General features: G+C 46.0%; 15 protein-coding genes. 8 read left to right on the top strand and 7 right to left on the bottom strand.

What is annotated here, in order from left to right; translation table 11 throughout:
* Positions 1 to 2: 2 nt before the first annotated feature.
* Complete coding sequence (locus HGH91_RS03220) at positions 3 to 815, top strand: diadenylate cyclase (protein ID WP_168737006.1); 813 nt, start codon at positions 3 to 5, stop codon at positions 813 to 815.
* An 81-nt stretch (positions 816 to 896) separates the two neighbouring features.
* Here the strand turns inward: HGH91_RS03220 and HGH91_RS03215 are convergent, their stop codons facing one another.
* Both HGH91_RS03215 and HGH91_RS03210 read right to left on the bottom strand, forming a co-directional pair.
* Complete coding sequence (locus HGH91_RS03215; RefSeq protein WP_168737005.1) at positions 897 to 1,790, bottom strand: FKBP-type peptidyl-prolyl cis-trans isomerase; 894 nt, start codon at positions 1,788 to 1,790, stop codon at positions 897 to 899.
* Positions 1,791 to 1,826: 36 nt separating this feature from the next.
* The gene (locus HGH91_RS03210) at positions 1,827 to 2,831 is read right to left on the bottom strand and encodes a DHH family phosphoesterase (RefSeq protein ID WP_168737004.1); all 1,005 of its coding nucleotides are present in this window, start codon (positions 2,829 to 2,831) and stop codon (positions 1,827 to 1,829) included.
* Positions 2,832 to 2,996: 165 nt separating this feature from the next.
* Between HGH91_RS03210 and HGH91_RS03205 the strand changes: the two genes are divergently transcribed.
* Positions 2,997 to 3,413, top strand: coding sequence for a nucleoside-diphosphate kinase (locus HGH91_RS03205; RefSeq protein ID WP_145666522.1), 417 nt, complete (start codon positions 2,997 to 2,999; stop codon positions 3,411 to 3,413).
* Positions 3,414 to 3,820: 407 nt separating this feature from the next.
* Entirely contained in the window at positions 3,821 to 4,720 is a 900-nt protein-coding gene (gene xerD / locus HGH91_RS03200) for a site-specific tyrosine recombinase XerD (protein WP_168737003.1), read from the top strand.
* Positions 4,721 to 4,828: 108 nt separating this feature from the next.
* Here the strand turns inward: xerD and HGH91_RS03195 are convergent, their stop codons facing one another.
* Together HGH91_RS03195 and HGH91_RS03190 are read right to left on the bottom strand one after the other, a co-directional pair.
* On the bottom strand, positions 4,829 to 5,725 hold the full coding sequence (locus HGH91_RS03195) for a hypothetical protein (RefSeq protein WP_168737002.1): 897 nt from the start codon (positions 5,723 to 5,725) through the stop codon (positions 4,829 to 4,831).
* 200 nt (positions 5,726 to 5,925) lie between these two features.
* The gene (locus HGH91_RS03190; RefSeq protein WP_168737001.1) at positions 5,926 to 6,132 is read right to left on the bottom strand and encodes a hypothetical protein; all 207 of its coding nucleotides are present in this window, start codon (positions 6,130 to 6,132) and stop codon (positions 5,926 to 5,928) included.
* A gap of 142 nt (positions 6,133 to 6,274) precedes the next feature.
* Here HGH91_RS03190 and HGH91_RS03185 point away from each other — a divergent pair, with 142 nt between their 5' ends.
* The 5 genes from HGH91_RS03185 (at position 6,275) to HGH91_RS03165 (ending at position 9,826) form a co-directional block, all read left to right on the top strand.
* Complete coding sequence (locus HGH91_RS03185; protein WP_168737000.1) at positions 6,275 to 6,685, top strand: hypothetical protein; 411 nt, start codon at positions 6,275 to 6,277, stop codon at positions 6,683 to 6,685.
* Between the two features lie 15 nt (positions 6,686 to 6,700).
* Entirely contained in the window at positions 6,701 to 7,387 is a 687-nt protein-coding gene (locus HGH91_RS03180) for a hypothetical protein (protein ID WP_145666533.1), read from the top strand.
* Positions 7,374 to 8,183: a sensor histidine kinase gene (locus HGH91_RS03175; RefSeq protein ID WP_168736999.1), complete on the top strand. Its 810-nt coding sequence runs from the start codon at positions 7,374 to 7,376 to the stop codon at positions 8,181 to 8,183. The genes HGH91_RS03180 and HGH91_RS03175 overlap by 14 nt, the downstream gene beginning before the upstream one ends.
* 116 nt (positions 8,184 to 8,299) lie before the next feature.
* Positions 8,300 to 8,956: a response regulator transcription factor gene (locus tag HGH91_RS03170; RefSeq protein WP_145666540.1), complete on the top strand. Its 657-nt coding sequence runs from the start codon at positions 8,300 to 8,302 to the stop codon at positions 8,954 to 8,956.
* A 21-nt stretch (positions 8,957 to 8,977) separates the two neighbouring features.
* Positions 8,978 to 9,826, top strand: coding sequence for a DUF2911 domain-containing protein (locus HGH91_RS03165; protein ID WP_168736998.1), 849 nt, complete (start codon positions 8,978 to 8,980; stop codon positions 9,824 to 9,826).
* A gap of 104 nt (positions 9,827 to 9,930) precedes the next feature.
* On the opposite strand, the gene HGH91_RS03160 is transcribed toward HGH91_RS03165, so the two are convergent.
* From HGH91_RS03160 to HGH91_RS03150, 3 genes are all read right to left on the bottom strand, one after another.
* Complete coding sequence (locus HGH91_RS03160) at positions 9,931 to 11,619, bottom strand: sodium:solute symporter (RefSeq protein ID WP_168736997.1); 1,689 nt, start codon at positions 11,617 to 11,619, stop codon at positions 9,931 to 9,933.
* A gap of 129 nt (positions 11,620 to 11,748) precedes the next feature.
* On the bottom strand, positions 11,749 to 11,925 hold the full coding sequence (locus HGH91_RS03155) for a hypothetical protein (protein ID WP_168736996.1): 177 nt from the start codon (positions 11,923 to 11,925) through the stop codon (positions 11,749 to 11,751).
* 13 nt (positions 11,926 to 11,938) lie between these two features.
* On the bottom strand, positions 11,939 to 14,419 hold the full coding sequence (locus HGH91_RS03150) for a PIG-L family deacetylase (protein ID WP_168736995.1): 2,481 nt from the start codon (positions 14,417 to 14,419) through the stop codon (positions 11,939 to 11,941).
* Positions 14,420 to 14,441: the final 22 nt, after the last annotated feature.

Genomic DNA, 14,441 nt, shown 5'->3' with positions numbered 1-14,441 from the left:
TTATGAAGGAAGTTATACAGTTTTATGGAGTTGAGTTTCGCTGGCTAAATGTTTTGGACCTGCTGATTGTTATTTTTTTAATTATTCAATTATACCGTTTACTAAAGGGCAGTCTTGCGTTTAATATTTTCGTAGGCCTGTTGATGGTATATGCCGCTTATTTCCTGGTCAGGGCTTTGTCGATGCCCATTCTGACCAGTATCCTGCAAAACTTTATTAATGTTGGGATTATCGCCATCATTATTATTTTCCAGCCAGAGATCCGGAAGTTCCTGCTGGTACTGGGTAAGAAGACACCTTTGAGCAAGGATAGTTTTTTCACCAAGTTATTCCTGCCTGATAAGTTTAAAAGCTATAAGGAAGAAGAAAATATCATTAATGAGGTCATTGTGGCGGTGAGCCGTATGCAAAGCACGTTTACCGGCGCATTGATGGTAATAGCGACCACCTACCGTGTAAAGTTCGATTCGGCATCCAGTATTCCGATTGATGGAAATGTAAGTGCCAAGCTGATAGAGAGCATTTTTGAAAAGCATAGTCCGCTGCACGACGGGGCATTGATTATAGTAGGCAACAAGATCCTGGCGGCCAAAGTAATATTGCCCGTATCGGAAAACCCGAATCTGCCTACCCGTATTGGATTAAGGCATCGTTCGGCGGTGGGTATTACCGAGCATAGTGATAACCTGGCGATTATTGTATCGGAAGAGCGGGGAACGGTTTCTTATGCGATGGATGGGGTGCTGACCCAGGATGTATCGCTGGAAGACCTGAAGGTAAAATTATACGAGGTATTGATAGATGGCTACGCCTGATAGGGGTAGCATTAATATATGATATAGAAGAAGGGCCCCCCGCTGATAGCGGGGGGCCCTTCTTTATTACGATCGGGTAATTTATTTTTTAACCGGAGCTGGCGCAGCGGGTGCTACAGGAGCAGCGGGTGCTGGTGCACCTGGTTTAATGTCTACCAACTGTACGTCGAATACGAGGATAGAGTTGCTAGGAATTACCGGAGGACTTCCCTGCAGGCCATAAGCCAGTACAGAAGGAATAACCAGGGTAGCTTTGGATCCTTTTTTCAGACCGCTTAAACCTGCATCCCATCCTTTGATAACGAAACCACGGCCGATAGGGAATTTAATTGGCTCTAACGGCATGCCTGGACGCATGGTTGAGTCCTGGCTGGAATCAAATACTTTACCGGTGGTGAGTTTACCAGTGTAATGTACGTAAACGGTATCTCCTGGATTAGGGGTGCCGCCGGTACCTTCCTGGGTAACTGCTACGTATACGCCTTCTGCGTTTTTAGTAGCGTTGATTTTGTTTTTCTCCAGGTACTCTTTAATGAGTTTTTCGTCTTTCTCTTTCTGAGCTGCTGCTGAATATTTTCCTTCAACCGCGAAAGTGATTTTCAGCTTATCACCTTTCTTACCAAATGGAGGACGTTCCTGCGCTGGTAATGAATCCCATGGAATAACGAAAGTAGCGCTATCGCCTTCATGGAGGAGGGCAATACCTTCCATCAGGTCGTACTTGTTCTGTGCTTTAGCCACGAGTACGGGGATGGGTGCGCCTACCATTTTACGGGAATCTCCCAGCAGGGAATCATTGATACGCTGGGTAACGTTCAACAGGGCGGTATCGCCCAATTTCAGTTGTGCTCCGCTGCCGGATTTGTGAACGATATACTCAATACCGCCCGGTGTTTTTTTAACACCTGTACCGCAACTGGCTACGAATAAGCCGAGTGCTGCGGTTGCAACTAATAACTGATTGTGTTTTTTCATTTGATTGTATTAGTAGGTTGAAATACTTTAATTCATTTATTGTAACAGCGCTTCGTTTTGCTCTATGGCTTTTATAAACCGGTCTACCGTTTTTTCGAGTGAATCGGTGCTACGGCCGCCGGATGCGTTGAAATGCCCTCCCCCGTCAAAATATTTCCGGGCGAAAGTATTTACATCGAAATCACCTTTGGACCGGAAAGACAATTTCACTTCTGAGTGGCGGTCGATGATCAATGCCGCCATTTTGATTCCCTGTATTGACAGCAGGAAATTAACCAGGCCTTCCGTATCTCCGGTTTGCAGATCAAACCTTTTCAGGTCTGTATAAGGAATGGCCAGCATAGCGGTATTATATTCATAGAATACTTCCATACGGTTCAGGAGGCTATGCCCGAGGAACCGGAGGCGGTTTTCCAGGAAGTTATCATAGATCGCCTGGTGAATCACTTCGTGGCGCAGCCCTCTTTCCATCAGGTCGGCTACCATGCGGTGAACGGCCGCCGAGGTAGACGCAAAACGGAAGGAGCCGGTATCCGTAACGGTACCTGCGTAAATGCATTGCGCAATTTCGAGGTTAATATACTGCTCATCTCCCAATTTATATATAGTTTCATAAACTAATTGGGCGGTGGAGCTGGCTTTTGTATCACTTATACCATAGTCAAAACTGGGTTGAGGCTCCAGGTGATGGTCAATTAGGATCTTGATACAATCTAATTTCTCGAGGTGTGGCGCCAGGTTTTTGGTGCGGTACAACGCATTAAAATCCAGGCAAAACAGCAGATCGGTCCCTTCCAATGCCTGTATAGCTCTGTCCATAGAGGATTCAAAATCAATGACCGTATCTGCACCTGGCATCCATTTCAGGAAATCCGGAAAGTTAGTGGGTGAGATTACAGTTACCTGGTGTCCTTTCTGTAACAGGTAGTGGTACATAGCCAACGAAGATCCCATGGCATCAGCATCTGGTTTCTGATGCATTGTTACGACCACTTTCTTAGGGCTCTCCAGCAAAGGCTTAATTTCCTCGATCGGCTTCATTAAAAAACTGTAATGTTAAGAGTTGATTTCCAATCACAACAAGTGGTTGAAACAGAAAACGAAGTGCGAAGTTCTTTATTTGAGCCAGAATTTCAAAATTTTTTACCACTAAAGAAAATGTAATTACTTTTGCGGCCTAATCTGTAATTCGGAATTAAACATTATATGAGCAACAGAACATTTACTATGATCAAGCCTGATGCAGTAGCAAACGGGCACATTGGCGGCATCTTAAACATGATCAACGCTGCAGGTTTCCGCATCGTAGCCATGAAAATGACGCAGTTATCTACTGCAAAAGCAGGTGAGTTTTATGCAGTACACAAAGAAAGACCTTTTTACGGTGAACTGGTAGAATTCATGAGCAGCGGCCATATCGTAGCAGCTATCCTGGAAAAAGACAACGCCGTAGAAGATTTTCGTAAACTGATCGGTGCCACCAACCCAGCTAATGCAGAGGAAGGTACCATCCGTAAAAAATATGCTGAGTCTATCGGCCGTAACGCCGTTCACGGTTCTGACTCCGACGAAAACGCTGTGATCGAAGGTAACTTCTTCTTCAGCGGACTCGAAAAATTCTAATACTGTTACTTACGTCAGTGCAAAAAGCCGGTTTTAATAACCGGCTTTTTTGTTGCTATTATCAACTAATTTATTTTAATTTAATTAATTGATTTATATTCATTTACAATGATTATATAAATCATCGCTTTAAATAACAAGCAGAAACTGACAAAACGTCGTAATTACATGATTTTTAATAGAAATATGATAGCGGAAAAGGTCATTAAAACTACGGTTTTGCCAATATAAAGAGCAAAAATAAATACCTTTCAAATAACTGGTTTTCAATAATATAATAACCTATTCATCAGGTAATACTTCAAACAAAACCCTTCTCTCCCATTTTCCACCCAATATTACCCCATTTTAGCGCTTTTTCGGATAGCCATCACCGTTGTTTTATAAAAAGCATTTAACTTGCTTCCATGTGGGAATCGTTCCGAAAATTATTTAAAGGCTACCTGCGCTTAGAGCGATCGATGTCGGATCATTCGGTAGAAGCCTACCTCCGTGACGTAGAAAAACTGGAGCAATACCTGATGGCCAACGGAAAAGAAAAACTCCGGCCCCAGGATGTTACACCCGAAGATTTGCAAGGCTGTATACAATGGATTGCTCAATTGGGTATGACCGCCACCTCCCAGGCCCGGACCATTTCCGGCCTGAAGGCTTTTTACAAATTCCTGCTGCTGGAAGACATGGCGCAGGAAGATCCTACCCAGCTACTGGAAGCGCCCAAGGTGTTGCGTAAACTGCCCGATGTGCTCACCTTCGAGGAAATTGAAAAGATCATTTCCCAGATATCGCTGGATACGGCTGAAGGCCACCGTAATAAAGCCATCCTGGAAACGATGTATAGTTGCGGACTCCGGGTGAGCGAGGTGATTAATTTACAGATTACCCAGCTGCACCTGGATGTTGGGTTTATCCGCGTGATCGGGAAAGGCAATAAAGAACGTATGGTACCTATTGGCAAAGATGCCATGCGGCAGATAGATATTTACCGGAGAAATGTACGTGTAATGCTACCTGTTAAATATGGAGAAGAAGATACGCTGTTTCTTAACCGCCGGGGCGGCGCCCTGAGCCGGGTAATGATCTTCCTGGTGATCAAGGAGCTGACACAAAAAGCAGGCATCCAGAAGAACGTATCGCCGCACACCTTCCGGCACTCCTTTGCTACCCACCTGGTAGAAGGCGGCGCGGATCTCCGGGCCGTGCAGGAAATGCTGGGACATGAAAGTATTACCACCACAGAAATCTATACCCACCTGGACCGCGAATACCTCCGGGATACCCTGATGCGGTTTCATCCCCGGTTTTAGAATATTATAAAAAGGCAACAGCTACCTGCGAAAGGTAGCTGTTCTTTTTTGCCATTTGCAATAAGGGGGAATTTACAAACACCGGATGTTCAAACATCCAGACAACTTTTACAGTAAGCTATATTGGGTTATCAAACGGAATTTATCACTCTTGCTTTTTCGTGCACCCTTAAGGGTAATTATTTCTGAGAACCAGCTACCTATCTGGTCCGAAGCTCGTTTCACTTTTGAAGACTTATAAATAAGATTGATGTTACTACAGGGGGCGATATCTCTTCTTTCCCGGCTTAGTCCCATCCGCTCATCTTCTGCCCATAGTAAGTGGTTATTGCGATATACTTTAAAATACACATCCGGGCCCAGGTTTTTACGACCGGGAATGATGGCTTGCGGACGCCCGGTACCTACCTGGTCCCGGGAGAAGTGCAAAAAGTACCGGCCTGATTCATCGGTATGGGCAATGCCCAACAGCCGTCCGGAGAGCGCGTTGTAGGCTTCCACTTTCAGGTGGGGCTGCCCGGGTGCACTAAAATAAGGTTTTACCACGCCGGTAATAAGCCAGGCGCCGGCGCCGGAATAAATGTTCTGCCAGAGCGCTGCCGGTATCACATAGGCATAGGCGCCTACATAGCCGGTACTGTTTCTTTTCCAGGGCAGCACCAGCCGGCTAAGGTGATAGTTGCGGGGATGGCGGTTACCATTTTTTCCCGGCAGCTGATCGAGGCACAGGTCCAGTTCCAATGTTTCGGTAAACAGGTGTACTTCGCTCCAGGACAAGCTGAAGCCACCTTTTTCGTCGAGGGTGGTCTCCGCCAGGAGCCTGTCGGCTTTCATCAGCACTTCCCGTGCCGACAAAGGCTGCATATCATTAAAGATACCATTTGGCTGCGGGGTTGCCGGGGCGTGTGTCGCCGGCAAATAAACCCGGATGCGTGCATTAGCCAATGGCTCAATACAATCATTACAAATAAGTGCAGAGATGTTTCCGATTAATAGGTAACTCATAATTTTATTTTTTTTAAGAAACAAAAGGGGTTAACGAGCATCACCTGATGAACTGTTTCTGCATATACTAATCAAACAAGGTAGAAAGGCCCAAATACACGGAGGTATTTTCTAAATACAACTGATACTTAAGCGGTTGATGTTACAAAGATTGTGAAGTTTATCAGAGCAGTCAAGCGTTGAACAACTGAAAAAAAGGATTACGTATAAGTACGCAGATCCTGATAAGAACCACGTAACAGCCTGCTGCCGGTATGCAGGCAGTTCACATGATAAAACGTGCCGGGTATGTCCCAGCCGAAGCAAGTGAACGGAATCAGGTATTTGCCATTGGAATACACCTTCAACACCTGGAAAGGCATGCGTATAAGTACGTATTCTATGGAGACGGCTACTGATTTTCCCATCTCCCCAAATAAGCCAAAACATGTACCCACAAAGCATTTGAGAACACTACGCAAGACAAAACAGCTTACTTACCTGTGTAATTCCCCCGTTGATTATGTAAGAAATTATGATATTTTTGACGCAAACTAAAACTTCCCCTATATGAGCAACCTACCTAACAGACCCATTCCGTCAGACGCGGGCGGGTTCATTTCTTTAGAAGAAATGTTGGAGTTAACAAAAAATCATGATGACGATCACGCGAATCAGAAGTCTTTCGACAGTCATGTAAAGGCAATGTGCTTTGGTAAAGACAAAGTGCTGGAATTGCTGGACCAGCCAGGTGCTGTTGCACTGAGAATTTATTATGGTATCAAGTTAAATGGCGATAGTCAGCGGGAAAGGAAGATGATCCTGGTAGCCGTAGACGAAAACGGTAACGATATCCTTCCTAAATCCGCTGCAGAAATGGCCGCTGCCCAGGCTTCCGGCATTGTTGCCAAAGATACACCTCCTGTTATCCTGGATCAGGGTGTACCATGCCCACAATATTGTTCCGGTACAAAACCTTAACTATAAAGGAATCTCGTGGATAAATTATTCTGGTACAGTTATTACGCCATGATGGGGATCGAATTGCTTATTCTGATCCCCTTCATCCTAAACTATAAACTGTTTGACCGCCCTTCCCTCTGGATATTTTATTATATCGTTAGCAGCATTGTTTTCGCTGTTGGTTCCGATGTTATCGGATACCTGTTCCACAATAACATGTGGTTCTTTAATTTCATGAACCTCGTTCAGTTTGTTATTATTTCCCTGGTTTACCTTAGTTGCATTAAAAACAAGGTGATTAAACGGGTGATCCTGTTTATGCCCATCGTTGTTGCCCTTGTTTTTGGCCTCGACATCTTTGTGATTGAAGGATTCTATCACTACAACTCTATCTCTGCCGGTATCAAATCGATTGTCATTCTCATATACGGGGTTATATTTTTCTGGCAGATGTTGAACGACAAAGAGCTGATAGAAAAATCGATCTATATTGACACCATGCCCTCCTTCTGGTACAATTCAGGGATCTTTCTCTTTTACTGTACAGTATTCCTGTTTAATATCAGTTATAATGTACTGCAACAGGTGTTCAGGCCTGATCCCAGGGGAAAAGTGATTTCCGGGATTCTGACCATCAATAATTTCGTTGGCATAGTTTCTATGATTCTGCTGTATATTGGGCTCTCAAAACTTAAAAAATTGAGATATGCAGACAGTTGATATTATTGTAATTGGAACTACAGTAATGTTAATGCTTGGTGTTATTGTGATCATTTTAGTGATGTTACAGCAGAAGCAGGTTATCCAGCACAAGCTGCTGATCCGCGATAAAGACCTGCAACTCCAGCGGGAACGTCTCGTAGCTGTTTTACAGGGCCAGGAGCAGGAACGTAAGCGCATTGCGGAAGATCTGCATGACGAGGTAGGCGCACAACTGTCGGTGTTAAAATTAAATATCGGTGGCCTGCAGGCCCTGCTGAAGACAGGTAACGGCGAAACAGAGCGGCTTAAAGAAACCAAAGAATTTACAGATACCATTATACAGCAACTGCGATTCATCTCTCAAAGCCTCCATCCCCAGGCACTGGAAAACCTTGGTTTAGCCCATGCACTCGATTCTTTCTGTAACCTGATGAATAAAAACAAACAGGTAAAGATCAGTTTCAATGCCGCCGGTAGCGGGCAAACGGTAGACCGGGAAAAAGCCCTGAATGTATACCGCGTAGTACAGGAACTGATTAACAACATTCTGAAACACGCCGGCGCTACTGAAATAAAAATCAGTTACCAAACCACCCCGTCCCTGCTCACGATAGATGTAGCAGACAATGGTAATGGCGCCCTCCTCACTACGTTGGGGGATGCCCGTAAGAAAACAGGTAGCCTGGGCCTTAAAAATATTGAGAGCCGCCTCAATATTATCGGCGGAAATATTACCTTCACAGCCGGAACACCACAAGGTACAATTGCGTCGATTAGTGTAGAGAATTACCAGTCATCCTCACAGAATAGTTGATACTTATCTTGTTTTATTATTAAATTGCCATCCGGTTGTGTTAAACCCGTATAATAGCATGACTAATAGTAATTTATTCACAATAAAATAATAGCAAATCTTCTAACTGTCCACCTATGGCACACATAAAAGTGGCCATTGCGGATGATCATAAAATCTTCCGCAGTGGAGTCATCAACACACTGATTCCTTACGAAAATATCCGCTTTATTTTCGAGGCGGATGATGGACTGCATTTGTTGCAGACCATGGAAACACAACAGCCGGATGTTATACTGATGGACCTGAAAATGCCCAATATGGATGGCATTGAAGCCACTATCAAGGTAAAGGAAAAATACCCGGATGTAAAAGTCATCATACTCACCATGTATGAAGACGACAACTTTATTGTCCATCTGGTAGAAAACGGCGCCAATGCCTACTTACTGAAAAATGCGGAACCTGAAGAGATCTACGAAGCCATCTGTACTACTTTCGAAAAAGGATTTTACTTCAATGAAAATGTAAACCTGGCCCTGCTGAAAAAGGTATTACATAAAAACAAGCAACAATTTAAGCCGACACTTAAAAACGAAATACAACTCAACGACCGGGAGCAAGAAGTACTGAAGCTGATTTGTAATGAACTGACTACCCAGGAAATCTCTGAACAGATTTTCCTGAGTCCCCGCACCGTTGAAGGTATCCGCCAGAAGTTACTGGAAAAGATCAACGTTAAAAACAGCGTTGGACTGGTACTGTACGCATTCCGCAATGGGATTATCGAATAGCATTTAAATACCCACCTAAATATGAGAACTATCAGAACCTTCGCCGCAACAGCTGGTGCCATGCTTTTGCTGTATGCGGGCACCACCCTCGCCCAGGGCATTAAGATGCCTGCGCCAAGTCCTACTCAGACTATCAAACAGGACTTTGCCTTATCTAATATAGAGCTGAGCTACTCCCGTCCACAGAAGAATGGCCGTGTGATCATGGGCGACCTGGTTCCATACGACAAAGTATGGAGAACCGGCGCCAACAGTGCTACCACCATTACTTTTGGAGAAGACATCACCTTCGGCGGTATACCTGTTAAAGCGGGTAAATACGGTTTATTATCTATCCCGGGTGCTAAATCCTGGACCGTAATCCTGACCAGCAGCCTGGACGTTACCAGCCCTGCGGCCTACAAGCCTGAAAACGATATCGCCCGCGTGAAAGTATCGCCTGTTGCAATGCCTTTTTCGCAGGAAAACTTTACCATCGAGTTTGAGAACGTACGTTCCAATAGCGTTATCCTTGCCCTCAGCTGGGATAAAACCAAAGTACCAGTAGTCATTAAAGCCGATATCGATGGTAAAATCACCAGCCAGATCGAAGAAGCCATGAAGGGTGACAAGAAGCCTTATTTCCAGGCAGCCGTGTACTACTTCGAAACCGGTAAAGACCTCAACAAGGCAGTAGAATGGATTGATGCCGCCGCTGCTCAAAGCCCTGAAGCTTTCTGGGTTTGGTACCAAAAAGCACGCATCAACGCAAAAGCTAAAAAAGTAGCAGTAGCGAAAGAAGCTGCACAGAAGTCTATCGAACTGGCCACTGCCGCTAAAAACGATGACTATGTAACGCTGAATAAAAAGTTACTGGCAACCTTGAAATAAGCAGAAAGCAGAAAGCTTAAAGCAGAAAGCTATTGTGGAGGATGATTATGCGAATATTTAATATTCGCTAAAGTCTTCTCCACAATAGCTTTCTGCTTTAAGCTTTATGCTTTCTGCTCAAAAAACTGGTGAAATACCCACGCCAGTAATAATACCAGCAAACAACCAATGGCGTTGAGCCATAGGAAGGATACGGCGCCGATCCAATACACTACCAGTACTACGATTTCAGCAATGATGGCTGCCCAGAAGGTGGCCGTCCCTCCCACCTTTTTCAGGTAAAAGGCTACCAGGAAAATTCCCAGCGTAACCCCGTAGAACCACGACCCCAACACGTTTACCACCTCAATGAGACTACCCAGGCTACCGGCAAACTGCGCCACCACGATACAAAAAATTCCCCAGATCAATGTCCAGAGCCGGGAAATCATGAGATAATGACCGGGTGATGCATTGGCGTTATACAGGCGCTGGTATACATCTACCACCGTAGTAGAGGCCAGCGAATTCAATGCAGCCGCAATACTTCCCCAGGCGGCCAGGAAAATAATGGCAATCAGCAAGCCCACCAGGCCTTTGGGCAAACTATTCACGACGAAATGCAGGAAAATATAATTGGTGTCACCGGTGTCGGCCGTAGGATCTGATGCTTTGATGAGCGACAAGGCTTCCGTTCTGATGGCGGCCGACCTGATGTCTGTTTGCTGTAACTCTTTTTTTGCGATGTCAGCTTGCGCATTGTTATCCGCTTCCAGGGCAGCGGCGAGTTGTTTTACCTGCTGTTGTTTTACTTTACCTAATTCGGTGTATTGATCTTCCAATTTCAATAACGCAGGTCCCTGTTCTGTTTTATGCGCCCTGGCCAGCTGGGCTTCATTGAAGAAAATAGGCGCCCTGAAATACAGGTAAAATACAAATACCATGGCTCCTATCAGCAGGATCAGGAATTGCATGGGTACTTTCACCAGGCCATTCATCAACAGACCCAGGCGACTTTCCTTCACCGATTTAGCCGTCAGGTAGCGGCCTACCTGTGACTGGTCTGTTCCAAAATAAGATAGGGCCAGGAAAAAGCCACCGATGATACCACTCCAGATATTGTATTTGTCTTTCCAGTCGAACTTCGTTACGATCACATTCAGCTTATCCATCTTACCGGATACCTGCAAGGCCTGTTTAAACCCTACATCCGGAGGCAATAAGTGCACGACCATCCATCCTGCGAGAAACATGCCGCTGAAAATGATGATGAGCTGAAACGTTTGTGTATAGGCTACTGCACGGGTACCGCCTACTACGGTGTAGATGATGAGCAATCCGCCCATGATCATATTGGTCCAGTATAGGTTCCATCCCAGTAGTGACGACAATATAATAGACGGCGCGCAGATACTGATACCGGTAGAGAGTCCACGTTGGATCAAAAACAGCATAGACGCCAGTGTACGCGTTTTAAGATCAAACCGCTGCTCCAGGTATTCGTAGGCGGTGTATACTTTAAGTTTGTGAAAAATGGGGACAAAAGTGATACAAAGTACCACCATGGCCAATGGCAGACCGAAGTAATACTGAACGAAACGCATCCCGTCAGTATAGGCCTGACCGGGTGCTGAAATAAAGGTGATGGCGCTGGCCTGGGTACCGATAATAGACAACAGGATGATATACCAGGGCATAGATTGGTTGTCCAGGAAATAGCTATCCAGGTTTTGCTGGCCGCGGCTTTTCCAGACACCGTACAGAATAATAGTGGTGAGCGTACCGATAAGTACCATCCAATCTAAAGGGCTCATGAAAATGTTTTGGTGAATAAGTAGAAGAGCACTATCAGTAACAGCAACCAGGCTATTACCAATGCATACCAGTATCTCCATGTGGGGAATAAAGGTGGTTTCTCTTCCGGCTGTTGATCCAACGCCATATTAATCGTTTGAATTACTTTTACTCCACATACTTCCTGATAAGAGGCCCAGCGCAATTCCTATAATCAATCCCACCTGCACGCGCTTGATACTGAATCCTATCAGCAACCCCAGGATAATACAAAAGCCGGCAGCTATTCTTAGCCGGGGGCGGTTCTGTTCGTGTTTCTTACTCATTTTCGTTCAATCCCTATTTAACAGAAATCAGGTTTACAAACAGGCGATACGCACCTGGTACGCCTGCCGGCAGCTGCCGGAAAAATGACAGCCCTGTATACACATAAACACCTTTACCATAATGCGTTACCAGCGTAGAACCATCCAGTGGCGATTCTCCCTGGTCATGCATGGTAAAGAGTTTATCGTAAGCTTTATCGGCATTAGCAGTATAGTATAATCCCCGCTCCTGTACCCAGCCGTTGAAATCAGCCGCTGTAATTTCATTGGGATAATGAAATACCGGATCTTTTGGATTGATGAAATCCACTTCCGCGTTTTCATCTGTTACCCGGTCGCGGGAAAGGCTGAACGGATATGGCCCGAGGTTGTTGGTCACCAGGGGGCTGTTTACGTTGTACTGCACAATGAGTTTACCGCCATTGTTTACATAGTCCATCAACCTGGGCTGCCAGTATTTCATACGTGCGTTCACGTTATAGGCGCGTACCCCGGCAATGATGGCATCGTATTGTTGCAGGTTACCGCTCATGATGTCCTTTTCGGTCAGCTCCGTCACATCATAGCCTACCTGGCGCAGTGAAGCAGCTACCATATCGCCGGCGCCGGGAATATATCCCAGGCGGTTGCCGTTATGTTTCAGGTTCACGGATACCAACCTGGCTGCAGCCGGTGGGAATAAGGTAATGAGCGGGATATGATCATAGCGGATCTGCTGTAAACTCTGCGTGTATTCCTTTCCGTTAGTTTGCATCACTACCGTAAAAGTATCTGCATGGTTATCGGTAATATTCTTTACCGGGTGGATGTTAAACCGCACCTCTACCTCATCGCCTTTCTGCGCCAGGTTAAAAGGCAGGCTGCTTTCGGTAGCAACAAAGCCGGCGGGCAATTGCAGTTTCACCGTTCCCTGTGCCTGGTCGGCCATGGCCTTAATTTTCACCGGTACCGCCTGCGGTTTGGTATCTGTAAAGATATATACCTGGCTGTTCAGATCTGCTACCACTGGTGGCGCGATCACCAGCGGCTGGTATATCTCTCCTTTTACAGGGTCCGTATATTTATATTGCAGGGGACGGGCAATGTTGAATTCCTGGTCGCCAATGCGGAACCGGATCTTAGCCTGCAGTGGTGGAATATTTTCCGGGTTACCCACCAGTAAAGGATCATTTATAACATACATGCCTACCCGGTGTGCTGCTGCCAGCCAATAGGGCTGTGACTCCGGGGTGCTGGCAGGTACTGCCAGGGTTTGCGAAATGCTGGTAAACTTATTATAGGCCAGTTCCTGCTGCCCGGCGGCATTGGGCTTTCCCGGAAGGTCGATCTGCTCCAGGGTTACCTTCACGTTTCCGCGATTGATCAGCTGTACAGTGGCTTCCATATTGGTTCCGGGTACTACGGTAGGAGAAGTACTATAGGCTTCTGCCCAGAGACCGGCACAGGCGTAGATGAGTTGCTCTGTTTCTGCAAGTTTCAGATTACGCCAGTAGCCATCGGGCAAGGCCTGAATGGCCCGGTGTATTTCCAGCAAAGCCGGAACGGAAGCAGACGGATCATCCATATTATACGCGGCGAGTGCGGCATCTACCAGGCGTCCTACTTTTTCGCCACCTGCTACCCTTGACCAGCTGGTATTGACATCGTCGAGTAAATCTTTTTTCGGCGTATTGCCTTTGATGGTCAGGAAATATTCCAGTGAGCTCCCCCTGGAAGCCGGTACCCCGAAGCCCTGACTTTTGTGCTGGGAGCGACTTTCCGCGGCAATCTCTCCAAATCCCTTACCCAGTAATGGATTAAAGGCGCCTACATCTATTTTAAACTGGTCATCGGCTGTAGTATTGATGCTGCCAAAGCTGAAGGTATTCCACAGGATGCGTTTGGCCTGCCAGGGTTTTACAAGCTTCAGCTGTTCAGGGTATCGTTTGGGATCAGCGGCAGCAGTAAATGCTTCTGCCGCCAGCATGGCGGAGGCGGTATGGTGCCCATGCCCGGCGCGACTATCCGCCGGAAAACGACAGATGATCACGTCTGGTTGAAATTTGCGGATCATGTATACTACATCTCCTAAAATCTTTTCACGATCCCATATGGTAAATGTTTCCTGTGGATTTTTAGAGAACCCGAAGTCCTGGGCACGGGTAAAGAACTGTTCTGCCCCATCGATGCGGCGGGCGGCCAGCAATTCCTGCGTACGAATCAATCCAAGCAATTCGGATTGTTCATTGCCTACGAGATTTTGTCCGCCATCGCCACGGGTGAGCGACAAGTATCCCGTTCTGTACAGCTTTTCCTTGGCCAGGTAGCCCAACAGCCGGGTGTTTTCGTCGTCGGGATGGGCGGCTACGTATAATACGCTTCCCAGCGTATCGAGTTTTTTCAATTGCAGTCTGATATCAGCAGCATTCCATGCCGGAGATGGCTGTGCCATAGCGGGTAAACCGATAGCTGCTAATAAAATGATAACCAAAGCGGTAGAACGTCTTATAAACATTTGGCGATACGTGAATTTACAG

Origin of the sequence: Chitinophaga eiseniae (genome assembly GCF_012641265.1) — a bacterium.
GTDB classification, from domain to species: domain Bacteria; phylum Bacteroidota; class Bacteroidia; order Chitinophagales; family Chitinophagaceae; genus Chitinophaga; species Chitinophaga eiseniae_A.
This window is presented reverse-complemented; position numbering and strand designations above follow the sequence as displayed.

Coding starts and splice junctions, on each gene's coding strand:
- HGH91_RS03220 (WP_168737006.1), top strand. CDS start 3: ATGAAGGAAGTTATACAGTTTTATGGAGTTGAGTTTCGCTGGCTAAAT.
- HGH91_RS03215 (WP_168737005.1), bottom strand. CDS start 1,790: ATGAAAAAACACAATCAGTTATTAGTTGCAACCGCAGCACTCGGCTTA.
- HGH91_RS03210 (WP_168737004.1), bottom strand. CDS start 2,831: ATGAAGCCGATCGAGGAAATTAAGCCTTTGCTGGAGAGCCCTAAGAAA.
- HGH91_RS03205 (WP_145666522.1), top strand. CDS start 2,997: ATGAGCAACAGAACATTTACTATGATCAAGCCTGATGCAGTAGCAAAC.
- xerD (WP_168737003.1), top strand. CDS start 3,821: ATGTGGGAATCGTTCCGAAAATTATTTAAAGGCTACCTGCGCTTAGAG.
- HGH91_RS03195 (WP_168737002.1), bottom strand. CDS start 5,725: ATGAGTTACCTATTAATCGGAAACATCTCTGCACTTATTTGTAATGAT.
- HGH91_RS03190 (WP_168737001.1), bottom strand. CDS start 6,132: ATGGGAAAATCAGTAGCCGTCTCCATAGAATACGTACTTATACGCATG.
- HGH91_RS03185 (WP_168737000.1), top strand. CDS start 6,275: ATGAGCAACCTACCTAACAGACCCATTCCGTCAGACGCGGGCGGGTTC.
- HGH91_RS03175 (WP_168736999.1), top strand. CDS start 7,374: ATGCAGACAGTTGATATTATTGTAATTGGAACTACAGTAATGTTAATG.
- HGH91_RS03170 (WP_145666540.1), top strand. CDS start 8,300: ATGGCACACATAAAAGTGGCCATTGCGGATGATCATAAAATCTTCCGC.
- HGH91_RS03165 (WP_168736998.1), top strand. CDS start 8,978: ATGAGAACTATCAGAACCTTCGCCGCAACAGCTGGTGCCATGCTTTTG.
- HGH91_RS03160 (WP_168736997.1), bottom strand. CDS start 11,619: ATGAGCCCTTTAGATTGGATGGTACTTATCGGTACGCTCACCACTATT.
- HGH91_RS03155 (WP_168736996.1), bottom strand. CDS start 11,925: ATGAGTAAGAAACACGAACAGAACCGCCCCCGGCTAAGAATAGCTGCC.
- HGH91_RS03150 (WP_168736995.1), bottom strand. CDS start 14,419: ATGTTTATAAGACGTTCTACCGCTTTGGTTATCATTTTATTAGCAGCT.